The organism is Chromobacterium haemolyticum DSM 19808 (assembly GCF_000711885.1).
Lineage (GTDB): Bacteria > Pseudomonadota > Gammaproteobacteria > Burkholderiales > Chromobacteriaceae > Chromobacterium > Chromobacterium haemolyticum.
This window is the reverse complement of record NZ_JONK01000044.1, coordinates 1-23,755: the sequence shown is the minus strand read 5'-3', so window position 1 is coordinate 23,755 and position 23,755 is coordinate 1. Positions and strand designations below refer to the sequence as shown.

Here is a 23,755-nt window from a genome sequence, read left to right as displayed (position 1 = left end):
GCATCCGCTTCGAACGGCGGCTGGATACGCATTACGCCTTACTCAAGCTGGCTTTCTCATTGATCTGTCTGCGATTTATCGACAGGTTTTGTTAGCGGGTCTAAACCATTTGGCATCCTTGCGGGACGGAGGCATCCGTATGGCACCATGATGACTCCGGCACGATGGTCCATTCAGGCACCGCCAATGATGTTCCGTTGCCCCCGCCAGAATCAGACAAAATTCAGACTATACCCGGCGCAATAAGACACTTTTCAGACATTATTCCCTTGTTTTGCCAAGTCAATCGAATAGAAATCAGACATCTGAGGTTAGCTGCCCCGGGTGTGAGCGGTGGCCAGAGAAAACTGGCATGGGAGCAATTTTCTCAAAATGTGCCAATATTTTCTGGCAGTTTTTTTGGCCACGAATTGCTTTATTTCGTGTCGATTGGCCAAGATATGGTTGTCGGGTGCTCAGGCTGGCGGTTGGTCCGGATAAAAACTATCTGTGTTTGGGTCCCATTTACTGTAGGCGTAATCGCACATTGGCCAGTTAATGCTTTATTTCTGGTCAAGAAACGCTTAACGGCACAGTGACCGTAAGCCTGTCTTGGCCAAACTGCCTGCTTATCCTCAGCTTTCATCTTGCTCGCCGTATCCGTTCCGCCGTCGTCACGCTTTGAACCGCTTCAGCTGCGCTAAAGTCTCTTGAGCGGGAGTTATTTATCGGCCCATCGCCTCGCCCGCTCTGCGGGCGTCTTGTTGTTGAGCGACTGGATCAGGTGGTCGATGAAGGAGGCGATCCGCGACGATACCGCGGTGTTGCGGTAATAGACGGCCTGGACCGGCTGGCGCATGTCCAGGGTGTCCGGTATGAGGATTTGGACCAGACGGCCGGATTCGCGGTCTTGCTCGGTCATGAAATCCGACAGGCAGACGATGCCGGCGCCGTTCAGCGCAAGCTGACGCAGCGTCTCTCCGCTAGAGGTCCGTACCGCCGGTTCAATCCGGTAGGTCTCGCCGTCGGCGCCGAGCAGCGGCCAGTTGTTCAGCGTCTCGGGCTGATTGAAGCCCAGCAGCGCGTGCCGGCTCAGCGCTTGGACATCGTGCGGCTGACCGTGGGCTTCCAGATAAGCCGGGCTGGCGAGAATGCGCAGCCGGCTATGGCCGATCAGGCGGCTGTGCAGCGTCGAGTCCTTCAGCCGGCCGATGCGGATCGCCACGTCGGTGCGGCGTTCCAGCAGGTCGATGATGCCTTCATTGCTGTTCAATTCCAGCGCCACTTGCGGGTAGCGCTCGCGGTAGGCGCGCACCAGCGGCACGATCACGTGCAGCATGAAGGGGGTGGCGGCATCGACCCGCAGCCGCCCGGACGGCTGTTCGCGCCGCGCCAACATTTGCTCCTCGGCGTTGTCCACCGATTCGATGATGGCGCGGGCGTTGTGCAGGAAGGCGCGGCCTTCCTCGGTCAGCTCCAGGCGGCGCGTGGTCCGGCGCAGCAGCGTGGTCTTCAGCTTATCTTCCAGCCGGGCCAGCGAGCGGCTGGTGGCCGAGACGGTGAGCTCCAGTTGCTGGGCCGCGGCGGTGATGGAGCCGGTGTCGACCACGGCGACGAAGGCCTGAAGTTCGTCTAGCGTGACTTTCATTGTTGAATTTAATTCAAGATAATTTCGTTTATAAGCTGGTTTTTGCGCAAAAGTAAAGCGGGCACACTGCATCCATTCCTTAAGGACCATGGATTCAAACATGCCACTTGCTCTACTTGCGCTGACCATTAGCGCCTTCGCTATCGGGACGACCGAATTCGTCATTGTCGGGCTGATCCCAACCATCGCGTCCGACCTTCAGGTGAGCCTGCCCTCCGCCGGTTTGCTGGTCAGTCTCTACGCGCTCAGCGTCGCCATCGGCGCGCCGTTGTTGACCGCGCTGACCGGCCGCGTGCCGCGCAAGACGCTGTTGGCCGCGCTGATGGCGTTGTTTACCGTTGGCAATCTGGTCGCCTGGCGCTCGCCCGGCTATGAGTCGCTGATCGTCGCGCGCATTCTCACCGGCCTCGCCCACGGCGTGTTCTTCTCGGTCGGCTCCGTCATCGCCACCACGCTGGTGCCCAAGGACAAGGCCGCCAGCGCGATTGCAACCATGTTCAGCGGCATGACCGTGGCCTTTGTCGCCGGCATCCCGCTCGGCACCTTCATCGGCCAACACTTTGGCTGGCGGGCTACTTTCCTGGTCGTCGCGCTGTTCGGCCTCGTCGCCTTGGTTGGCTCCCTGATCTTCATGCCGCGCCGTATCGCGCAGACGGAGCCGGCGCCGCTGGCGCGGCAGTTGCGCGTGCTGGCCCAGCCGCGGCTGCTGTTGGTCTACGCAATGACGGCGGTGGGCTACGGCGGCTCGCTGATCGCTTTCACCTATATGGCGCCGCTGCTGGAGCAGATTGCCGGCTTCACCCCGGCTCAGATCAGCTTGGTGTTGGTTGGCTACGGCGTATCGGTCGCCTTCGGCAATGTCTGGGGCGGCAAGCTGGCGGACCGCGCCGGTCCGGTCAAGGCGTTGAAGCGGATTTTCCTGCTGCTGGCGCTGGTGTTGCTGGCCTTGACCTTCACCGTTCACTTCGCCGGGTTGGCGGTGCTGACGATGCTGGCCTGGGGCGCCGTCGCCTTCGGCAATGTGCCCGGCCTGCAAGTCTACGTCGTCAAGCAGGCGCGGCATTTCGCGCCGGAAGCGGCGGACATCGCGTCGGGCTTCAATATCGCCGCCTTTAATCTCGGCGTTGCCGGCGGTTCCTCGCTGGGCGGGCTGATTGTGGAACGCATCGGCCTGGTTCATACGCCGTGGATTGCGGCGGCAGTGACGCTGGGTGCTTTCGCGTTGACCGCTTGGAGCGGCGCGCTGGACCAGCGCGACGGCCTGCCCGCGCGCACCGCCGAAGCCGCTGAACCGGCGTATTGAGCGTTGCCCGCCGCCCGCATGACGACACCTGCTCCGCTGCCGCTGTTTGCCGGCAAGCGCTTATTGCTGTTTTTCGCATGGGCGGGATGGGCACAACCCTGTTATCGACTTAGCCGCCCACTACTTTTTTATGGAGAACGCATCATGAACACCATTCCCGCTTTTGGCCTAGGCACGTTCCGCTTGCAAGATCAGCTTGTCATCGACTCGGTTAGCAATGGCTTGGAGTTAGGCTACCGCGCCATAGACACCGCGCAGATTTACGGTAACGAGGCGGAAGTCGGTGCCGCGATCGCCGCTTCCGGCGTGCGCCGCGACGAGCTGTTTTTGACCACCAAGATCTGGGTCGACCACTACGCCAAGGACAAGCTGTTGCCCAGCCTTGAGGAGAGCCTGGCCAAACTGCGCACCGATTATGTCGATCTGACGCTGATCCACTGGCCGGCGCCGGGCAATGGCGTGTCGGTCGAGGAGTTCATGACCGCGCTGGCCGAGGCCAAGGCCAGGGGCCTGACCCGCCGTATCGGCGTGTCCAACTTCAATATCGAGCTGACCCGTCAGGCGATCGCCTCCGTGGGCAAGGAGGAGATTGCAACCAACCAGATCGAGCTGAGCCCCTATCTGCAAAGCCGCAAGCTGGTGGACTTCCTGCAGGGCCAAGGCATTCACGTCACGTCCTACATGACGCTCGCCTACGGCAAGGTGCTAGGCGATCCGGTGATCGCCGCCATTGCGCAGCGGCACCAGGCCACGCCGGCCCAGGTGGCGCTGGCTTGGGCGCTGCAGCTTGGCTATTCGGTGATTCCGTCGTCCACCAAGCGAGAGAACCTGGCCAGCAATCTGCTGGCGCAGCGCCTGCGCCTGAGCGAGGAGGACATGGCGCGGATCGCCGCGTTGGAGCGCAACGGCCGCCAGGTGGACCCCGCCGGCCTGGCGCCGCAGTGGGACTGAGCGCGCCGCGCCGCATTTGAATCAATGCCGCCGCGGCCGGCAGGCCGCGACGGAAACCGGAGATACCGCATGAACCATGATCCTTTGTTTCAAACACTGCGGCTTGGCGCGCTGACGCTGCCCAACCGCATCGTGATGCCGCCGATGACGCGTTCGCGCGCCAGCCAGCCAGGCGACGAGGCCAATGAACTGATGGCCGCGTATTACGCTCAGCGGGCCGGCGCCGGCTTGATCGTGGGCGAGGGCGCCCATATCGCGCCGCTGGCCAAGGGCTATGCGTGGACGCCGGGCATTCATACTCCGGCGCAAGTGGCCGGCTGGCGCAAGACGACCGAGGCGGTGCACGCGGCCGGCGGCCGCATTTTCGCTCAGCTCTGGCATGTTGGCCGGCTCAGCCACAGCAGCTTGCTTGGCGGCGAGCAGCCGGTGTCGTCGTCGGCGATCCAGGCCGTCGGGGTTAAGGTGTTCATCGCCGGCGAAGACGGCCGCACGCCGGGCTTCGTCCAGGCCTCGGCGCCGCGCGCCTTGAGCGTGGCCGAGATTGGCGAGGTGGTGGAGCAATATCGCGCCGCCGCCCGCAACGCGATGGCGGCGGGTTTTGACGGCGTGGAACTGCACGGCGCCAACGGCTATCTGGTGAATCAGTTCATCGATTCGAACGCCAATACCCGCACCGACGAATACGGCGGCTCGTTGCCTAAGCGCCTGCGTTTTCTCGGTGAAGTCGCTCAGGCCTTGATCGACGGCTGCGGCGACGCGTCGCGCGTGGGTATCCGGCTGGCGCCGTTGACCACGGCGAACGGTTGCGTAGACGACGATCCGGAAACCACCTACTTGGCCGCCGCCAAGCTGCTAGGCGAGCTGGGAGTCGGCTATCTGCATATCGCGGAAGCGGACTGGGACGACGCGCCGCTGATGCCGCTGGCTTTCAAGCAAAAGCTGCGCGCGGCTTTTCCCGGCGTGCTGATCTACGCGGGCAAGTACACCGCGGAGCGGGCGCGCGAGGCGATTGCCGCCGGCTGGGCCGATCTGATCGCCTTCGGCCGGCCCTTCGTCGCCAACCCGGATCTGCCTGAGCGTTTGCGCACCGGCGCGCCGTTGGCGACGCATGACCGCGCAACCTTGTTTGGCGGCGGCGCGCATGGGCTGACAGACTATCCGGCGCTGGCCGAGTCATTGGCTTGAGCCAGCCGTCCGCGAGGACGGCGCTGAATGGCTGTTCTGTTCTCCTTGACCCGCTCCATGGTGCGGGCTCAGGGGTAGGTGATGATGAAGACGGCCTTGGCATTGGCGTGGCCGGCGGTGACATTGCCGGTGCGTACATAGTGGGCGAACAGCGGCATGCTGACCATTCCGTCCAGGGGCGAACCCATGTCGAAGCTGGGCGTGCCGGCATCGTTTTCCGGCCCAAACGTGATGATGTCGCTTTCCGCGCCGGCCAGACTCCGGCTCAGTTGCAGCTTCAGGCCTTGGGCCGCGGCGACGCCCTCTTCGGGATTGGCGTTGATGCTGAGCAGCCGGCTGATATTGCCGGGCTGGTTGGCGTCGCTGAATTGAATCTTGGGCCGGGCTTGCGCCGCGCATTTGCTGAGTTGCAGCGAGAATTGCTGGGGCGCTCGGGTGGATGGCCGGCCCAAGGCGGGGAAGTCCGCCGGGGTGTACTGTCCCATCCGGACGATGACGTTGGCGGTCTGTAGTTCGCAGGTGTTGGCCACGGGCACGTTGATGTTCAACAGCTCGCCAAAAGAGGCCTGCTGGTAACAATCTCTTGTTACGTTGCCGTTGCGGGTGGCGTCAATGTAGAAGGAGGCGCCGGCGCCGGGCACGTTCCCCACGGTGCCGCCCGGCGTGGGACCGGTCAAGATCAGTTCCTGGTACAGCTGCAAGGTTAGGGTGTCGAATGCGCCGCCACTCGTGGATTCGGCGAGTTTCGAGGTCAACACGCGCTCCATAGTGGGGTCGTACGGCAGAGAGGGCTCCCCGTTCTCTGCTCGGTAGCTCCAGCGCAAACCGATGCCGGCGATATTGGTGGGCATGGTTTCATGGAGCCCAAGCTGGCCGCCGTTGCCGTTGGTCCAGGCGCCGTGGATGCGAACGATGTCCGGTCCGACGGCCTGGCCTTGATATTCCCCGCGCACGGCAATGCCGCGCTTGGCCAGCACGGTGCCCGGCGGGGTGTCGGCGGTAATGGTGATGGCGCTGCCGCTCAAGCCGTTCCAGGGGCCGGGCGTGGTGTTGGCGAGAGTGCAGTTGCGCGCCGCCGCCGCGTGGGCTGTGACGCCATGGCTAAGCAAAAGGGCGGTCAGGCAGGCCGCGCATGCGCGCCGGATAAGCCGCGCTTGTGGAGTGGAGCGGATTGCGTGGGCCATTTTTCCTTCCTTGGGAACTGATGACGGTCCGCGCCGCTCCAGCGGAGGCGGCGCGAACCGGATTACAGCCTGGTCAGGCCGCCGGATAGACCGACGGCCGGGCGGGGCTTAGAAGTAGTAGTAAGACGAGATGGTGCCCTGGTTGACGCCGTACAGCGGCACCAGCAGCGCATTGCCCGTTACTTCATTGGCGCGCATCAGGCCGTAGTTCCAACCCACCAGGCCGCCATAGGTCTGGCGCCAGCCATTGACGAAGTTGACCTTGCTGCTGGCGGTGGAGTAGTCGACGGTGCCGCCGTCTTCGTTCATGCCCACCAGGCCGCCCAGGATGCTTTCCACGCCGCCGCTGACCGCGCCGCTGGCCACGGAGCTCTGGATTTCGCTCTGATTGAGCCCTACCAGGCCGCCGACGATGCTGCGGTATTCGCCGCGCACATTGCCGGTGGCTTGGGCGGTGGTGATGCGGCCGGCGTTTTCGCTATTGCTGTTGACGCCCACCAGGCCGCCGACGCGGCTGGTGTTGCCGCCGGAAACGTCGCCGGAAGCATCCACGGATTCCAGGTTGCCGCCGTTGTAGCCCACCAGGCCGCCTACTTGGCTATTGGTCCAGCCGCTGACTTTGCCGCTGGCGCGCGCATAGCTGACGTTGCCGCTGTTGTTGCTGCCTATCAGGCCGCCCACGCGGCTGTTATGGCCGCCGGTCACCGCGCCGCGCGCTTCCGCTGTGCGGATGTTGCCGCCGTTGTTGGTGCCGATCAGGCCGCCCAGGCTGGCGCCGGAGGTGTCGTACACCGCGCCGGTGGCGCTGACGTCTTCCAGCTCTCCGCGTTGGTTAAGGCCCACCAGGCCGCCAATGGCGGAGCTGCCCACGCCGGTGATCTTGCCGCTGGCGCTGGATTTCACGATCTGACCGCCTTCGTTGTGGCCCACCAGGCCGCCGATGCGGCTGTCGTAGGTGGCGTATACGCTGTTGCTGGCTTGGGAGTCGATAATCCGGCCGCCTTTGGTGTAGCCCACCAGGCCGCCGACATTGACGCCGGCGCGGGCGTCGATAGCCCCGGCGGCGCTGGAGCCGCTGATTGTACCGCCGTTGTTGAGGCCGACCAGGCCGCCCACGCCGCCGCTGCCGATCTCATTGCGCGGCATGTAGTAGGCGTACACGCGGGCATCGGTGCGGGAGGCATGGATGACGCCGCGGTTTTCCCCCACCAGGCCGCCCAGCACTTGGGTGTAGCCGTTGCCGTAGACGTTGCCGGTATAGGCGGAGTTGAACACGTCGCCGGTATTGGCGCCGATCAGGCCGCCGACGATGTTCATCGGGCTGCCGTAGGCGTTGACGGTGGCGTTGCTGGTGGCGTTGTGGACGGTGCCCGTGTTGCGGCCCACCAGGCTGCCGATTTCGACGCGGCCGGTGTAGTTGGCGTAGCCGGTTACGGAGCTGTTGATCAGGTTGACGTTGCCGATAACGCCGGCGTTGTTGGCGAACAAGCCCAGCGCCGGGCCGGCGTTCTGGATGTTCAGGCGGGTGATGTTGTTGCCCAGGCCGTCGAACACGCCGGAGAACGCCGCGCCGCCGTTGCCGCCTATGGAGTTGAACACGCGCCCGTAGCCGTCGATGGCGTTGCCCAGCACATAGAGGCCGTTCAGATTGGTGTTGACGGCTTGCAGTTGGGCCACGTCCTGGATCACGGTGTAACGCTTGCCGTTGGATTCGAAGCCGGCGCCCTTGCCGGACAGGGTGACGCGCTTGCCGGCGGCGACCACGCGGCCTTGGCCGGTGGTGTCTTCGTGGTTGAGCGCCAGGGAGGCGCCGGCTCCGCTCAGGCTGAGGTTGGCGTTGAGCATGACCTGCTTTTGGGCGCTCAGATTCACCGCGGCGCCTGCGCCGCTGGCGTTGAGGTCGGCGTTCAGATTGACGTTTTGCCGGTCGGAGCGCAGCGTCAGCTTGTTGCCGCTGGACCAATTGATCTTGCCGTTGGCGTTGAGGTCGCCTTGAGTGCTGACCAGCTCGATATTGGTGTTGGCCAGGTTGCGCGAGACGGTGTCGCTGTAGAGGCCGCTGGATACCGGAGTAGAGGCGGAGGGGCTGAGGTCCAGTTGCTCGGCGCTGACTTTCCACGTGCCGGTGCGGCCGTTGCTGGCCGCGGTGGTCACGTTGGTGGCCAGTGCAACGGTCACGGCCTTGCCTTTGACTTCGATCTGGCCGCCGTCGCCCAGGAAGCTGCCTTGAGCGCTGGCGTTAAGCGTGCCGGCCACGTTGACGCGCTGATTGTCGCCGGCGTCCAGCACGATCTTGCCGGCGCGGTTTTGCAGGGTGCGGGCTTCGATCACGCCGGTGTTGTTGACGACGTTGCTCAGGAGGGTGTTGCTGGCGCGGGCGGTCATCAGCACCTCTCCGCCGTCGGCGCGCAACAGGTTGCCGTTGCGCACTTCGGCGTTGATCGCCGCTTCATCCACTTGCAGGTTCACGAGGCCGGAGCCGTCGAAGTTCAAGGTGAAGGCCTTGCCGCCGGCCAGGGCCACTTTGCCCAGGTTGGCCTGGATCACGCCGGTATTGCTGACGCGCGCCCCTAGCAGCGCCACGGCGCCGCCATTTTGGGCTGCGAGGGTGCCCTGGTTGGAGACTTCCGCCGCGGAGTTGCCTTCAAAACGGTAGTTGCCGGCCATGAAGCGTTCAACCGAGAGGTCCTGAGTGGAGGCGACCAGGCCGCCCACGTTGACTTGCGCGGTTTTGCCGAACAGCACGCCGTTGGGGTTGACCAGGAACACGCGGCCGTTGGCGTTCAACTGCCCCATGATGTTGCTGCCGTCCACGCCCACCACGCGGTTGAGGGCGATGGAGGCGCTGTTGGGCTGGTTGAAGGTGACTTTATGGCCGTTGCCGATATTGAAGCTGTTCCAGTCGATCGCCAGTTTGTCGCTGGATTGATTGATGGACATTTGCTTGCCGTTGTCGAACACCAGGATGTTGCCGTTGCCGGCCTTGATGTTGCCGCCGTCCGGCAAGTTGGCCGCCTGGACGTGCGCCGTCAGCAGCAGGGCCAGAGCCGGCAGGCTGCGCGCCAGCAGGCGGCTGCCGCTGCCCGGCTTGCCGCGAGCGCGGCTGAGTTCGCTGCCAACGCTCCAGCACTGGCGCAGGGAATTCCAAATCAGAGCGTAATTCTTATTCATGACAACTCCATCTTGTTGATAAGCGAAATGCAGGCTCCCGTGTGAGGGAGGCGGTATCCAGCGCGGCGACGTCACAGTTGCCAGGTCGCCTGCGCCCAGATAGCGGGGTTGCGCGTGTTCTGGCCGCCGTCGTTGCCGACGCGCCAGGCCGCGCTCACATTCAGTCTCAGGCTGTCGCGCAGCCAGTTCAGGCCCAGCCCCGCCGCAGCGCGGCTCAGGACGGGGTTGCTACCGCCCCAATCGCGCTTGTTGGCGCGGGTTAGGCCATAGTCGTAAAACAAGGCGGTTTCCACGCCGGGCCAGGCGGCGTAGCGCAGCTCCAGGTTGCCTATCCAGCCTTGGTCGCCGCTGGCGTCGCCAGCCGGATAGGCGCGCACCGCGTACGGGCCGCCCAAGCTGATTTTTTCCGAGGAATCCAGGTTGCGGTCCGTCCACTGGCCGTTGAATTGAGCGTAGAGGCTGAAGCGTTGGCTGAGCCGTTGCAGGCGGACGGCGCTGAGGCTGAGCTTGCTGAAATGGCCTTGGGTATCGGCGGTCAGCCGGTCGTTGCTCCGCGCTACCGGGTTGTCAATGCCGAGCCGACCGTAACCGTAGGCCAGAGAAGCCTGGCTGATGCCGCCGCCGCCCCAGCCGTCCTGACCGTTGGCGCTGAGCATGGCGGTCCATAGGCGCACGTGTTTGGCGCTGCGGCTGTCAGTCAAGTCGATATCGTCTTTGAGCCGCTTGTCGTCATACATCAGTTGGGCGTAGACGCTGGCATTCCGGCCGCGCCACAGCGGCTGGGAGAGAAATCCGCTTTGGATGCGGGCGTTGCCGTGGGCTTCCAGATCCGTGAAGTCCCGTCCCAGACGGTATTCCATATTGGAGTAAGCGGCGCCCACCCGCGTCAGCCAGGGGCCGACCGGCAGTTGATAGGACAGGCGTTGGTATTGCTGGCGGCCGTCGCTGCCCATTGCCCGCAGGCTGAGCTGATCGCCCAGCGCCAGAGGATTGTTGAAGTTGAGGTTGCCGCCCAGCCGGTATTCGCCGGTGTATTTGCTGCCGTAGTTGTCGAGTTCGACGCTGCCGCTCAACCGGTCTCCAGGCAGGGCCTGCACCAGCAGATCGGAGCTGCCGGCTTGGGTGCCGGGCCGCAGGATGGAGCGCACTTTGACGCCGGGCAGGTCATTCAAGCGCAACAGGGCGCTGTCCAGCGCGTCGCGCTCCACCAGTTGGCCCGCCAAAGCGCGCAGCGGCGCCTGAAGCACCTCGTTGCGCACGGCGGAGGCGTTGTCCAGCGTCACTTGGTCGTAACGGCCTTCCTGAATGTCGATGCGCACCCAGCCGCCCTCGACGTCCTGAGGCGGTAGATAGGCTTGGGCCAGCAGATAGCCATGTTGCTGATAGAAGCGAGTGATGCCCTTGGCCGCCGCGTGGAGTTCGGCCAGGCTGAGTTCCTGGCCGGCCAAGGCTTGCAGTTGCCGGGCCAGCGTGTCTTGAGGGAATACGCTGTTGCCGCTGAAGCGGAAACCGGTCACCAGCAGGCGCGGGCCGGCGTCCTCGGCGGTTGGGGATTCGGTGGCCGGCGGCGTCAGCTCCAGCTGCGGCGCCGGGGTTGGCAGCAGTTGCGGCCGCGCCGACTCAATGTCGCGCAAGGACTGGCCGGCGTCCGGTCGTTGCGCCAGGCCGGGCGCGCTCCAAACCAGAGCCAGGCCGGCTGTTAACAGCAGGCTATGGGCGCGCTGCTTGAATCTGGGCGCGCGGGACGGGAGGTGGAGTGGGTTCTTCATCTGTTTTTCGATTTATCGTTATGGCGAAGGCTGGGATGTGGATGCCGCCGCCTGCGCCTGAGGCAGGCAGGGGGCGACGAGCATGTCGTAGCGCTGTTGGCGGCCGGCGCGTTTTTCCGGCAGTTGATAGTCGATGCGGCATTGCTGTTCCGGCGCGCCGCCCCATTCGACGATGAGCCAGCCGTTGGGCTCCAAGCCTTTGGCGAAGAGGCGGCCGCCTTGCCCTACCACGCCGACGTTGTCGCCCCGGGCGTTGCGCGCGGCGGCGCCGAAGGGCAGCGGCTTGTCGCCCGGCATCCGGCTGTCGATCAGGGTGGCGCGCGCCACTTCGGTGGCGTAGGACAGCATCACCACGGAACCCGCGCGCGGGGCCAGGCCTTTGCTGGTGGATTGCTTCAGCTCCACATCCAGCGGCATGCCTTTGGGATTCACTTCTATGGTGTTGAGGTGATAAGGCGTCAGGCTGGGCACCACGGCGTAGCCGTGGGCGTCCACCCGCGCCCGAGCGGCTCCGACCAAGGCGCCCTCCGCGTCCGGCACTCGCACCACGGCCAGGGTTTCTCCCAATGTCTGCGCCAGCGTCACGCCGCCGGGGTGAGCCACCAGGGCGCCGGCGGCGCTGGCGGAATACTGGTTGTAGCCTCGGCCCGCGCTGACGCTGGCGTTCAACTGCGTGTAAGGCAGCTGATATCCCAGGCCGGCGCTGCCGCTGCCGCCGCCGCGTTCGGAATGACTGGCGGAGACGGAGTAACTGCCGCGGTTGTCGTCGCCCAGCGTGCCGGCCAGGCTGGTGGTGGTTTGCAAGCCGCTTTCGGAGTCATGGGAAAGGAAGCCGCTGAGGGTGGGGAAACGCCGGCTGTCGCCCAGGGGAACGCTTACATTGAGCGCATAGGTGGTCCGGCTGCGTGCCTGCGTGGTCTGGCCCTGGGTCAGGTTGCGCGCACGTTGGGCGGAGAGGGTGTAGCTGACGGAGCCCACGTTGCCGCCGTAACCCACCGAGAAGTTGACCTCCTTGCTGTCGCTGCCCCAAAACTGTTGCATGGAGCCATTGGCGTACAAGGAGCCGCCGCCCAGTTGCTGGCTGATGTTGACGTCGAAGCGATGACGCTGGCGCACGATCGCGTTCAGCGTCCGCCGGCGCTGGTATTGATCCTCCGCGATGATGCGCTCGATCAGGCTCAGATAACCGGAGGTGGAGTAGCGATAGGCCAGAAGCGAGAAGTTGGTGCCGGTGCTGTTCAGCTTTTTGCTGTACGACAGCCGAAGGCTGTTGCCCTGGATGCGCCGGTCGCCGGACAAGCGGCTTTCGGCTCGGGTCAGGTCAGCGGCGAAAGCGCCGACGCTGGTATTGGCCGCCACGCCAAACAGTCCCGAGGCGTACCCCTGGGAGGCCGTCGCGCCGGCGTAAGCCGTCCACATGCCGTTCAGGCCGCGCTGGTAAATGGCTTGGGCGAACAGCGGGTCGTCTGTCAGGCCGGGCTGCTTGACCTGGCCGGCGATCAGGCTGTAACGCTGGACTCCGCCGCGCAAAAGCTGCGGCGTGGCCGCATAGGGCACCACGCTGGTGTATTCCTGGCCGTCGGCCTCGGTGACTTTGACTAGCAGGTCGCCGCCTTCGCCGCTGGCCTGCAGGTCGCTGATGGTGAAGGCGCCGGGCGCCACGGTGGTTTCATAGATCAGATAGCCGCGCTGGCTTACGCTGACTTTGGCGTTGGTCCGTGCCGTGCCGTGAATCACCGGCGCGTAATTGCGCTGGGTGTCCGGCATCATGCGTTCGTCGCTGCTGAGCTGGACGCCGCGGAAGGACAGGCTGTCGAACAGCTCGCCGCTGCTGGCGGTTTCGCCCAGCACCAGTTGCGAACGCCAAGCCGGCACATCGGTTTGCAGATAGACCGAGCCGCTTTGATAGCGAGCGGCGCGTCCTGTCCCCCAAGACAAGGCACCGTTGTGACGCAGCCGCCACGCGCCCAGGTTCAGGCCGCCGTTGAGGCCCAGGTAGCCGCTATTGGAGCGCTTGCCCTGGTTTTCGCTGCTGTACAGGTTGACGTTGTAGTTGAGCAGGCCGGCGGTGACGCCGTTTTCCCATTTTTCCGGGCCAACGTAGGTGCTGGCGGAGGCGAAATGCACGAAGATGGCCGGCACTTGCAAGGATAGTTTTTGCTCGGCCATGTCGGTATTGACGCTGGCGCCTGGAACGTATTGCGCCAGATCGCCGCAGAACAAGGCATCCGGCATGGGGTTGAGCTCGTCTGACCCGCTTTGGCCTCGCGCGGCCTTGTCCATATCGATGCCCAGCCGCTCCAACTGCTCCCTGCGGAAGCAGGGGCGCGCCCCCGTCCCGGATGCCGTTTCGACGAATTCGATGTCTTCCATGCCCTGCCAGCGGCCATTGACGCTGATTTCCAGACGGTAGGTCCCCGGCGGGGTTTTTCCTTCCTGCTCAAAGCGGCTGAGGTCCAGCGGCGGCCCGCCCGTCCCGGTAAACAGATAGGCGGAGTCGAACACCAGTCCGCGCGCATGGCCTGCGGCGGGGGCTGGGGGCTGCCGGATGGCGGTCAGCGCGGCGCTGTGGGCTTCGGCGGAGTCGGGCAAATCGGCCGTACCCGTATTGCCGGACGCGCCAACGGAGGGTGCCGCGCCGGCCAGCATGCCGCCAAACACACCCGCTGCCCACCAAGCCAGAGGCTTGGTTTTGGGCGCACGCGCCCGGGCTTTGTCGCTTACGCTCAAGCCGATCATGAAGTGCCTCGTATTGCGCTGTGCCGCCGCGGCAGGGGCGAGCCCTTGTCGGCGGTTGGGGATGGAAATCTTGGGAACGCGCGCCGGACTTATTGCAGCCGTGCCTCCGCGTCTATGGTTCCGCCAAAGTCGCTGACGGCCTGAAATTGCAGTAAGGCTCCAGTCTTGAAGGCGTGAGCTTGCCGTTTGATCAAAAACCGTTCTGAGGAGAAAGGCTTCACCATATCAACCGCCACCTCGACCGGTTTGGCGCCGTCAGCGGCCAGCTTGGCCTGGAACAGGGAGACGAAGAACGGCGTGGGATTTTGGGCTTCCAGATAACGCTGCCCGTTTTCCGTCACCACTCGCCATTGCATTTTTTTCGGCGCCAGCGCGGGCTCGCCCGTCAAGGCCTGGGGCCGGAAAAACACTTTCAGCCGAGTGCGGTAGGTAAATTGCAGGTAGTTGTCCCCCGCCGCCTTGGGCGGAACTTCCAGAAAGTTGATCCAGAACACCGATTCGCGGTCTGGCGGCAAAGCGTCCCCGCTGTACACCATGCGCACAACTTGTCGTTTGTCGCCGTCCAGGCGGACAATCGGCGGCGACAGGGTGAAGGGCACCTGAATATCGCTGGGCGCGACGGTGGCGTCGCCCAAATCCAGCCAGGACTGAACCAGGATCGGGTCCTTGCCCTTGTTCTCCAGCTGGATGCTCACTTCCCGTTCCTGAGCGGGATAAATAATCCGCGTCCCGCGGATCACGAGCGCCGCTTCCACGGCGCTCGTCCAGCAAAAAGCCGCCACAGCACACACAGCCGCTATTCCCGCATACTTGCGCGCCATCCATGCCATGGCCGCTCCTCCCTAGCTGACAGTCAGATAAACACGCCGATTATTGGTAAGCCAGCACATAGTCGATCTGACTGAATACCGCGCCGCTGCCCGGCACGGTGCCGGTGTTGACGCGCTGCAGCTTGGCCGACAAGGGGATATTGGCGGAGCGTTGTACTGGCTGGCCTGTTGTCGGAACATCGGGAGCCAAGGCCGCGCTCGGCATGTCCGCGCTATTGGTGGAGCCCAGCGGAATCTTGACCGCGCTGCCGCCAGAGCCTTTGTACAGTTCGATTTCCAGGTTGGACGCGGCGCTCGGTCCGCTCAGCTTCAGGCGGCCGGTTTCTTTGTTCACGTTCTGGTTGTTGGGGTTGAAGGCGATCTGCACGCGGGAGGCGTTGCACACATCGGATTGGCCGGAAACGGTCAGGCTGAACGGGACTTCAGCGCTGCCGGCGGTAGGGATCTGATCAGGCGTCAGGTTGTTGAAGTCCACCACTTTGTAGCCGTCTTCCTGACCATCGATCAGGCAAGTGCTGGTGGCTACGCTGCCTTTGAATACGATCTCGCCGCGGTTGGCGGCAAACGTCTGGGAGGCCATGCCCACGCCCAAGGCCAGCGAAACCATGATTGCCAGTTTATTCATAAAACACTCCACACTTAAATTAAGTTAAATCAAAGCCGTGACCATGTTTCCTGACCACCGCCCGCGAGACAGGCCGCTTCATCAAATCACCGCGGTCTGTCGCCAATGACGGAAACATCCGCCAATCAGTAAGGGCATTATCTGTAGGTGTTTCGTACAATTGAATAAGGCGTTTCTTAAAGCTGAGGATTGGGCCGCAGAATAAGGAATTTCTTAATAAAAAAAGGAAAGTGAAGAAGTCGTGGCGTAGAGGCGTTAACAAAGCCTCACGGAAAATCTGAGCCAAGGCGCGCCAACGCCGCCCCTCGATCGAGGCGGCTTATGAGTAGGGCGGCGTGTGGCAGCGGCCCGAGCGCAGGTCAGGAACCGAGAGGCCCGCCATTGAGCAAGACGGGTTTCTGTCAGGTCGCCGGAATTGGCGAGACCGTGCTATTTCACGCGATTGCGCGATGCGCCAGGAGTGGCGATGGAGGGCAAGCGATCCGCCCGCGTGCCGAGCGGGCGGTTCAGGCGCTTGTGCAAGGTATGGAGCTGAGGGATGGCGCCCAGAGCCTGTTCAAAGTCCGCTGCGCTTCGTGAAGCGTCGCACGGTGAGTACAAGCTGCACCACTTGACCATTCCGCTTTTCGCTCGTTTTCGCCTTGTTTCGCCCTGGCTCGCGAGACTTTGAACAGGCTCTCTTAGCCATGTTTTAGCGAAACAGCCCCATTTCCAAGCAGAGAGTAATCAAGTCCTGATCGCTTCGAGCGCCCAGTTTTCTCATGCCGGAAACTTTTTGAGCGCTAATGGTTTTTTCGCTTCGGCTGAGCATTTTTGCTATTTGGTTTAGCGTCATGCCTGCCACGAAGTGACGTAAAACTTCAAATTCCCTGGCGGATAATTTTTCCACCTTGCTGCCTATTGTTGCCTCAGCAATATTTCCCCTATTGGGGGGAGGAAGAGCCGACCCTCTGTTCACCACTTGCTCAAGCGTGCGGCGTAGCTCAGATAAGGGTTGGCTTTTCAGAACCACTGCCGTCACGCCCAGATCTTGCAGGCTTGAAACGATCAAGTGGTTGGAAACCATTGTATAAATGATAAGCCGTACATTGGTGAAATGGCGTAGTAGATATTCTATCAATTTCATGCCGTCGCCATAATTGGTGTCGCCGGGCATGCTGTAATCAACGATGACTATATGAGGCAGTTCATTTTTTTGCCGCAAGTTAATCAACGTTTCGACTAATTCAGTAGAGTTGTGCGCTTCTCCCACCACTTCCAACAGTGTATTGCGCTCCACTTCTTCACGAATGCCCATCAGAACGATAGGATGATCATCGGCTATCAATACTTTTATTTTGCTCATGGTGTTTCCAGTGAATTTGATTCCAATGCCTATCTCTTTATCAATAAGCTGGGCTTTTAAATCATTGAGATTTTTCTCATCCGTTACTGTTTAAGAAGCCGCTAGTTGTTGCAAAGCAGCCTTCAAACGGTTTTGAAATTGTTCCAGTTTGGCGAGGCTCTCATCATTTAATTCATATAAATCAGCGAGCTGTGCTTCCAATGCTTGGCCGGTGCTCATCAGTGTTTGCGCGTTGACTACCGCCAGAGCGCCATTAATGCGATGCAGTATGCTGGCAGCTTTATGGGGTTTTCTGGCCATTGACGCCGTGAATAGCATGTCTAGGTCCGTACGCATGGTTCGCAAAAATAGCTCGCGCATGGCCATTGGCACTATCAATCCATCTGGGATGGGAATGGGGGGCGCAGAGTGAAAAGCGGGCTTGTCTAAAGCTTTTTGGCTTAGCCGCGTTAATGCGGTGCGCAAACCGTGCAAATTGATGGGCTTAACCAGCCAGGCGTCCATGCCCGCGCGCAGACATGCTTCTTCCTCAACCCGCATGGCATTCGCGGTGACGCCGATGATGGGAATGTCCACGCCTTGGGCCCGCAGGGCTATGGCTAGCTCGTACCCATTCATCTGCGGCATGTTGACATCGGTCATCACCAGATCATACGGACGCATATTCCAGTGTTTCAAGGCTTCATGGCCATTGCCCACGACACTGGCGCGGCAACCCAGCAACTCCAGCTGCTCTTTCAAGATGTGCTGGTTGATTGGATTGTCCTCGGCGACCAAGACGTTCAATCCTAGTGGAGAAGTATCGCTGGCCGACGCCGGCTGGGCCTCGCCGGGCAGACCGTGTTTTGCCAGCCATACCGCTTGCAGGATGCCTTTGAGATGATGGGTGTTCACCAACCAATTATCACCCTGCAGTTGCGCCTGCAGCGGCCCTTCCGGAGTGGCGATGACGCGTGTGCTCAGTGGGTGGCTAGGCCATTCATCGGCAGGGTCCAGATCTAATAGAATCAATCCGGAATCTTCCGGCACAGGCTCCATCGGGTCCAGCCAGCGAGTACTGGCGCCCTGTCGGGTCAACCAGCGCATCAGGCTTTCTCCCTGCTCTTTCAGATGAGCGCGCAGCAACACGGTAGTCTGGCTCAGTGGGTAGTCCGTTAGCGTGGGCGGCGGCGCTTGTTGTTCCAGTTCCAAGGACAGGGTGAAGCTGCTGCCCAACCCCAGATCGCTGACGACTCGAAGCGAGCCTCCCATCAATTGACTGAGTTGCCGGCAGATCGATAAGCCTAGCCCTGTTCCCGCAATCAAACCAGGCAAGGCTTGAGCCTGATAGAAGGGCTCAAACAGCCGGGTTTGCTGTTCCTGAGTGATGCCGATGCCGGTATCGGTCACTTGCCAGGCCAAATTGACGCGGCCGTTTGGCAAGGAGGTGGCTTTCAGGCGCAATACAATCCAGCCGGACTCGGTGAATTTGATGCTGTTGCTGAGCAGGTTATTTAAAATCTGGCGGATGCGCGTGGCATCCCCCAATACGAGCTCCGGGGCGCTCTCATCAAGATTGGAATACAAGCGTAGTCTTTTGTTTTTAGCCATGGCGGCAAAAGCGCGCACAACCTCCTCGGAAAGGCTGACTGGGGAGAATGATTGCGACTCCAGCGCCATTTGCCCGGACTCAATCTTGGAAACATCCAATACATTGCTGATCAATTGCAACAACAGAGAAGACGAGTCTTGCATAGTGCTCAAATAAGCGCGCTGACGCGGGCTTAGCGGGGTCATGTCAAGAATTTCTATCGTGCCCAGCAGGCCGTAAAGCGGGGTGCGAATTTCATGACTGATGGTAGTCAGAAATTGGGTTTTGGCTTCATTCGCGCTATCCGCCGCCCGTTTTGCAGCCTCCAGCGCCATTGAGCTTGCTTTGTAATGAGAAATATCGCTAAAAGAGCATACTATGACGTTCTTGCCGCGGTGACGGGCTGGAGCAAAGCTGGCTTGCAGATAGCGCTTTCCAATGCGAAGACAAGCGGTGCGGTTGGAGATATCTTTCCCGTCTATTATTTCGCCCCAGAATGCTATCAGCTGCGGGTAATCTCGTTCTCGGTCGAACCACTCCAACGCTAGCGGATTGACCACCAAGGGTTGGAGGAGAGGCAATTCCAGAACAAACAAGGCGGTGGGCGCGGTTTGCGTTACCACGCGATTGAAGGCCTCGCTTTCCAGTACTGCTTGGTGCGAGGCTTGTGCCGGCGCCAATACGCGAAGCCGATACCAGCGTACCGCCAGCACGCCGCTCAAAGTCAGCAGTAGCAAGCTGATCATAAAGACTTGGACGTGCCAGTTTGCCAGGGCGAGCAAACGGTTGTATTGCACTCGATAGACCGCGGACCAATTCGGCTTGGTTTTGGCGGGAAAATAAAGCAACAGGCCATCTTGGCTAAAATTCAGTCCCGCTTTTAACGTGGGCAATGAATAGGTTTGGCCTAACAGTACCCGTCCGTCGGGCGCAATCAGACTGATGCCGTCAAATACCCGGCGCTTGCTGGTGCCGGCCCAGCAAACATTTCGAATCTCCAGCGTTGAAACCGCCATGATTTGGGAGCGGCTGCCTTTTTTCCAAAACTTTTCGCTGATATAGGCCGGAATATAGGCAAGAAGAGTATCTGGATCGAGGCCTTGGGCGCTTTTCCCGCTTACCCATTTGACCTTGGTGGTGTCATGCCGCTGTTGCAGTAAAAACCGGCGGATGGCGGAGGTAATTGTTGCAAAATTGGTATGGGTCAGCGCCATTTCGGCTGCGGTATTGTCCACCGTCGGCACCGCCAGGCTGGTTGCTTCATCCAAGGCCAATAGAAAGCTTTGGGGGGCTTCGGTTTTGGCCAGCGACCAGTAAGTGCTGTAGTAATCCGCGCTTAAGGCCCCTAAGGCATACAGGCCGTTTGGCGGCTCTGGCCACTGATCTGCTTGGTAGCCCAGAGTAAACGGCATTGAATACGGCGAGCTGCGCCCCTCCACCATCAGGTAATCGCCAGTCCGCGCAATAGGGGTGCGTGTCGTATCCAGCAGTTTACCCAGCCGTTTGCCCATGATGTCGGAGTTGCGCCGCGCACCGCGGCTGAGGAAGGCTTCATGCTCTTGAATGCCGTTGGTCACGCATGCGAAGTGCACTTGGGCCATATTCTGTTTTTCATCCAGCAGTAAGGTCGCGGCCCAGTAGCTGGCGGTTAAGGCGAGTAGAACCAAGGACAGGACCAAGATCAGGCTCACATTGAGCCGTAAGGATGTTCTGATCAACTTACCGATGGATTGCGTATTATTTTCCATGACTCCGTTTCATTTACACATCTTGCGCGGGTCTATGTTTGGATTGGCTTGCAAGTGCCGGCAGCGTCGCTTCGTAAAACAGCCTGCGGCCGCTTTATGGCTTGAAGCGATATCGCGCCGGCTGGGCCGACGCTCAGACAACGCCACTGGAAGAGAGATAGCCTGGGGAGGAACGTTCGCCGTACTCCCTCCTCTGCTTCAATGAGTTTAGGCACCGAAACAGGTTGGACAGACTGACTGGCTTGATGATTACCGCGGCCATTCCGGCTTCGCGCGCAAGTTGGGTCTCTTCTTTTAAGGTGCTGGCCGTCGTTCCCACGACCAAAAAGCCTGGCGCTTGCAGGTGGATTCTACGCGCCAACTCCCGGCCGTCCATCCGCGGCATGCTGATGTCCGTCAGCACCAGATCAAATTCGTGGACATTCCATCGCTGCAGCGCTTCCTGGCCATTGGCGGCCAACTGCACGCGACAGCCCAAGGTTTCCAGTTGTTCCTTTAAAACCATGCGATTAATGTCGTTGTCTTCCACCGCCAAGACTCTGAGATTCAAGTTGCCCAGTGTTGAGGCGCCGGCCCCTGTGGCAGAAGCGGGGGCGAGCCCCAGCGTGGAAAGCACGGTATCCAAGATCACTGTCGGAGCATATAAGGAGACCCATTCGGCGCTAGAGCGCGACGATTCGTTGCCATGCCATATTCGCAGTCCGGGCCAGTTGGCTCGCCGGTGCGGATCGATGTCCAAGCGCACTTCCAAGCACAGCTTGTCTCGCGGCAAGTTTTCCCTTGCGCAGGCCAGCGCTCTGCCGCCGAGGAAGTTCAGCCAGTCGCATAGGCTATCGGCCAGTTCTCGCACTGGCGCGCTGACGTAGATGGCTTGCTGATTCAGAGGCCGTTGTCGTGAAGGGTTGTCCGCCAGGGGTTTCAGCGGCAGCCATAGAGTGAAACTGCTGCCCAGGCCCGGCTCGCTCACTACGGTGATGTCTCCTCCCATCAGGGTGGCGAGTTGCTGGCAGATCGGCAGGCCCAGGCCGGTGCCGTTGGCCCTGCGGCGACCTTCGCCAACCTGGAAAAACAGTTTGAACAAAGAAGCCTGATCCTCGGCGGCAATCCCGATGCCGGTATCCGCGACCTGGATGGAGGCCCGGATACTGCCGTTGTTTCCATTGACCAAGCCGCAGCGCATGACGATACGGCCGTTATCGGTGAACTTCACCGCATTGCTAAGGAGATTGCTCAGAATCTGTCGTACTTTGCGCGGGTCGCCGCGTAAGGGCAGGCTCAAACGCGGGTCGACGCAAGCGTAGATCAATACGCCCTTGTTCAGAGCGGAGGCGGCGTAGCCGTGCACTACCTCATGCGCCAGCTCAAACAGATTGAATGTTTCCATCTCCAGCCGCAATTGACCCGCTTCTATTCTGGAAAGGTCCAGGACGTCGTTGATGAGCCCCAACAGCGTGGTGGAGGAACTTTGGATCGCCTGCACATAGCCTTGCTGTTGCGGATCCAGGCGGGTGTGTTTGAAGAGCTCCAGGTTGCCGAACACGCCGTACAGTGGAGTGCGGATTTCGTGACTCATGGTGGCGATAAACGCGGTCTTGGCGGCGTTGGCGGCATCGGCTAATTGCTTGGCGTGCTCCAGCGCCAGTTCGGCCTGCTTGCGCAAGCTGATATCGCTCAACGCGCACAGCAGCACTTCCTCTCCTCGGTAGCGAGTGGGCACGAGGCTGGCGAACAAATGGCGGCCGTCCAGAGTGGCCAGCTCTTCGCTGACAACGCCGACTTGTTGCAGGCGGGCCCGCAGGAAGACGCGCTCCACCCACTCCGTCGATCTCCAATTCGGATCGATTGCGGGCAGCCAGTCGCGAGCTAACTGGTTTTCCAGGACGGCCTGACCATTGCGTCTTCGCAGCGCGCAAAGCGCCACAGGAGCCGCGTTGAATACCGAACGCAGAAAAGCTTCCGCTTCCGCATGCTGTTGCAGCCGTTGCAGCGCCGGACGCACAAACCTGTTCAGCACGCATAGACTGCCCAGAGCAAGCCCGGCGATAACACAGCTTAAAATGGCCAGGCACTTCATCAAGGCATGGCGCATATCGTTGAGGAGAGCCGATTCCGGGTAGCGATAGGCCAGTACCCAGTCAGGCCCAAGCGGGAATCGGGTTTGAACGCTGGACACAATAGGCAATGCGTTGGACAGACGCTGCCACATGTCCTGCGCCCGCCCAGAAGAGGCCGCGGCTGAAGCGGCCACCTCGTGCTCATTGGCGTCCAGCAAGGCGAACTCATAGCCTGCAAAGGGCTGCTGGCTGGCCAGAACGTCTCGTCCCAAGAACTCCAAAACCATCCAGGCTTGTTCTCCGCTGTCCAGCGACGAGGGGGAGATGGAAGGCCGCGCTATGTAAATGCGGCGCTGAGGATCTTTGGGATCGAACAGCCACACCGTGGTGCTTTGGTACAGAGGCGTCGGATTATCGCGTAACTGCCGGAGCACGGCGTCCGGCGTTTCTTTCGCGATTGGAAAGCCGCTCTCCAGCCTGCGCACGGTCAACTGATCCTTGCCTTGCAATAACAACAACAGGTTGACGCCCAAGTTGGCCGCCTGGAGCCGATCGTTCAAGGACAAGGTCAAGCGGGGCGGAGGCGAAGGTTCGCCTATCCGGTTGAAGTGGTCCAATGAACCTGGAGGCCGCTCTGAACCGGTTATGACGGGCTTGTCCAGATTTTTTAGGAATTCCACGCGGCGATTGAAAAAAGCCTTGGCGGCGTAAGCCGCTTCATTCATGGATACACGCTGGACCGCGATATGGCGATTCATTTGGATATTTAGATAAATAGCCAAAATGCATGCGACACATAAAAGCAGGGCCCCAGCCAATAGCCACACAATGCTGGCGGCCGCAGACAGCCGCGATGGCCAGGGTCTAAGCACTAAGCACTTGATATCCATCGGAATATCGTAAGTGCGTATGCTGCCGGGAAATATAAGTCATTTCTGAAAGCAATAATATTTTTCAAGTACGAAACATCAACAGTCTGGCCTGTAAGGCGTATGTCATTTTTATGCATGGTTCATGGTGAAATTTATATTGCCTGACCCGTGAGCGGATTGGTCGACCCCTAGTGGAAAATGACTCTCCAGTTAGGCTGGCCTGATCGCTATGTCCCGACTTTCATATATAAGCTAGGTTTTGATTGCTTCTGGATTTCGCCTGTCGATTTAGAACCTGTTTACGATCTGCTGCGCGTCGGCGGGATGGATAGAAAGGGATATTGAAACCGGCTTCGACATGCTCATCTAACACGCGTGCATTATGCTTTCTCAGTCGTTTTCGCCTTGTCTCGCCCTTGTTCGCGAGACTTTGAACAGGCTCTTAGAGAGCGTGTTTTAAGACCCGCTAACAAAACCTCTTGATGTCAGATGCGTATGCCCGCATTTGGCGAAGATGAAACGGAAAGTCGTCAGTCAGAAGCTCTGGAAGTCATTGCAACCACTACTTCCTCCACCACCGCGTTCCCGCCGGGGTGGGCGGCCGCGGTTGGATGATTTTGCCGCCCTCAACGGCATCTTGTTTGTTCTCACTACCGGCATTCCTTGGGAGGACCTCCCACAGGAACTCGGTTTTGGCAGCGGTATGACCTGCTGGCGAAGACTGCGCGATTGGCAAGCGCTAGGCATTTGGGACCGCCTACACCTAGCCCTGCTGATACAAC

14 protein-coding genes are annotated in these 23,755 nt (G+C 61.0%); 4 read left to right on the top strand and 10 right to left on the bottom strand.

Annotated elements, in window-relative coordinates; translation table 11 throughout:
• Positions 1-700 precede the first annotated feature (700 nt).
• Positions 701-1,627, bottom strand: a complete 927-nt coding sequence (locus BR71_RS18855) for a LysR family transcriptional regulator (RefSeq protein WP_043641176.1) — start codon at positions 1,625-1,627, stop codon at positions 701-703.
• 100 nt (positions 1,628-1,727) lie between these two features.
• Between BR71_RS18855 and BR71_RS18850 the strand changes: the two genes are divergently transcribed.
• The 3 genes from BR71_RS18850 (at position 1,728) to BR71_RS18840 (ending at position 5,066) form a co-directional block, all read left to right on the top strand.
• Positions 1,728-2,930, top strand: coding sequence for an MFS transporter (locus tag BR71_RS18850; protein WP_043641175.1), 1,203 nt, complete (start codon positions 1,728-1,730; stop codon positions 2,928-2,930).
• 144 nt (positions 2,931-3,074) lie between these two features.
• Positions 3,075-3,881 carry a 2,5-didehydrogluconate reductase DkgB gene (gene dkgB, locus BR71_RS18845; RefSeq protein WP_043641172.1) on the top strand — a complete coding sequence of 269 codons (807 nt, stop codon included), beginning with the start codon at positions 3,075-3,077 and terminating at the stop codon, positions 3,879-3,881.
• Between the two features lie 69 nt (positions 3,882-3,950).
• Positions 3,951-5,066, top strand: a complete 1,116-nt coding sequence (locus BR71_RS18840) for an alkene reductase (protein WP_043641169.1) — start codon at positions 3,951-3,953, stop codon at positions 5,064-5,066.
• Between the two features lie 68 nt (positions 5,067-5,134).
• On the opposite strand, the gene BR71_RS18835 is transcribed toward BR71_RS18840, so the two are convergent.
• The 9 genes from BR71_RS18835 to BR71_RS18790 form a co-directional block, all read right to left on the bottom strand.
• Positions 5,135-6,250, bottom strand: coding sequence for a fimbrial protein (locus BR71_RS18835; protein ID WP_043641167.1), 1,116 nt, complete (start codon positions 6,248-6,250; stop codon positions 5,135-5,137).
• 108 nt (positions 6,251-6,358) lie between these two features.
• Entirely contained in the window at positions 6,359-9,421 is a 3,063-nt protein-coding gene (locus tag BR71_RS18830; protein ID WP_043641165.1) for a two-partner secretion domain-containing protein, read from the bottom strand.
• Between the two features lie 71 nt (positions 9,422-9,492).
• Positions 9,493-11,190, bottom strand: coding sequence for a ShlB/FhaC/HecB family hemolysin secretion/activation protein (locus BR71_RS18825; RefSeq protein WP_081862739.1), 1,698 nt, complete (start codon positions 11,188-11,190; stop codon positions 9,493-9,495).
• 18 nt (positions 11,191-11,208) lie between these two features.
• Positions 11,209-13,929, bottom strand: a complete 2,721-nt coding sequence (locus tag BR71_RS18820; protein ID WP_052370838.1) for a fimbria/pilus outer membrane usher protein — start codon at positions 13,927-13,929, stop codon at positions 11,209-11,211.
• Between the two features lie 89 nt (positions 13,930-14,018).
• Entirely contained in the window at positions 14,019-14,750 is a 732-nt protein-coding gene (locus BR71_RS18815; protein WP_256870453.1) for a fimbria/pilus periplasmic chaperone, read from the bottom strand.
• A gap of 49 nt (positions 14,751-14,799) precedes the next feature.
• Positions 14,800-15,384: a fimbrial protein gene (locus BR71_RS18810; RefSeq protein ID WP_043641161.1), complete on the bottom strand. Its 585-nt coding sequence runs from the start codon at positions 15,382-15,384 to the stop codon at positions 14,800-14,802.
• 691 nt (positions 15,385-16,075) lie between these two features.
• Positions 16,076-16,729, bottom strand: a complete 654-nt coding sequence (locus tag BR71_RS18800; RefSeq protein WP_043641156.1) for a response regulator — start codon at positions 16,727-16,729, stop codon at positions 16,076-16,078.
• Between the two features lie 90 nt (positions 16,730-16,819).
• Positions 16,820-20,047 carry a hybrid sensor histidine kinase/response regulator gene (locus BR71_RS18795; RefSeq protein WP_043641154.1) on the bottom strand — a complete coding sequence of 1,076 codons (3,228 nt, stop codon included), beginning with the start codon at positions 20,045-20,047 and terminating at the stop codon, positions 16,820-16,822.
• Positions 20,048-20,180: 133 nt separating this feature from the next.
• Positions 20,181-22,991, bottom strand: a complete 2,811-nt coding sequence (locus tag BR71_RS18790) for an ATP-binding protein (RefSeq protein WP_081862738.1) — start codon at positions 22,989-22,991, stop codon at positions 20,181-20,183.
• A 496-nt stretch (positions 22,992-23,487) separates the two neighbouring features.
• On the opposite strand from BR71_RS18790, the gene BR71_RS23780 reads away from it, so the two are divergent.
• On the top strand, positions 23,488-23,755 hold a 268-nt coding region (locus BR71_RS23780; RefSeq protein ID WP_156039045.1), incomplete at its 3' end, for a transposase.

Bases quoted from the DNA above. Each gene is read 5' to 3' on its own strand.
- BR71_RS18820 (WP_052370838.1), bottom strand. From the start codon at position 13,929: ATGATCGGCTTGAGCGTAAGCGACAAAGCCCGGGCGCGTGCGCCCAAA.
- BR71_RS18815 (WP_256870453.1), bottom strand. From the start codon at position 14,750: ATGGCGCGCAAGTATGCGGGAATAGCGGCTGTGTGTGCTGTGGCGGCT.
- BR71_RS18850 (WP_043641175.1), top strand. From the start codon at position 1,728: ATGCCACTTGCTCTACTTGCGCTGACCATTAGCGCCTTCGCTATCGGG.
- BR71_RS18825 (WP_081862739.1), bottom strand. From the start codon at position 11,190: ATGAAGAACCCACTCCACCTCCCGTCCCGCGCGCCCAGATTCAAGCAG.
- BR71_RS18855 (WP_043641176.1), bottom strand. From the start codon at position 1,627: ATGAAAGTCACGCTAGACGAACTTCAGGCCTTCGTCGCCGTGGTCGAC.
- BR71_RS18835 (WP_043641167.1), bottom strand. From the start codon at position 6,250: ATGGCCCACGCAATCCGCTCCACTCCACAAGCGCGGCTTATCCGGCGC.
- BR71_RS18840 (WP_043641169.1), top strand. From the start codon at position 3,951: ATGAACCATGATCCTTTGTTTCAAACACTGCGGCTTGGCGCGCTGACG.
- BR71_RS18800 (WP_043641156.1), bottom strand. From the start codon at position 16,729: ATGAGCAAAATAAAAGTATTGATAGCCGATGATCATCCTATCGTTCTG.
- BR71_RS18810 (WP_043641161.1), bottom strand. From the start codon at position 15,384: ATGAATAAACTGGCAATCATGGTTTCGCTGGCCTTGGGCGTGGGCATG.
- dkgB (WP_043641172.1), top strand. From the start codon at position 3,075: ATGAACACCATTCCCGCTTTTGGCCTAGGCACGTTCCGCTTGCAAGAT.
- BR71_RS18790 (WP_081862738.1), bottom strand. From the start codon at position 22,991: ATGGATATCAAGTGCTTAGTGCTTAGACCCTGGCCATCGCGGCTGTCT.
- BR71_RS18795 (WP_043641154.1), bottom strand. From the start codon at position 20,047: ATGGAAAATAATACGCAATCCATCGGTAAGTTGATCAGAACATCCTTA.
- BR71_RS18830 (WP_043641165.1), bottom strand. From the start codon at position 9,421: ATGAATAAGAATTACGCTCTGATTTGGAATTCCCTGCGCCAGTGCTGG.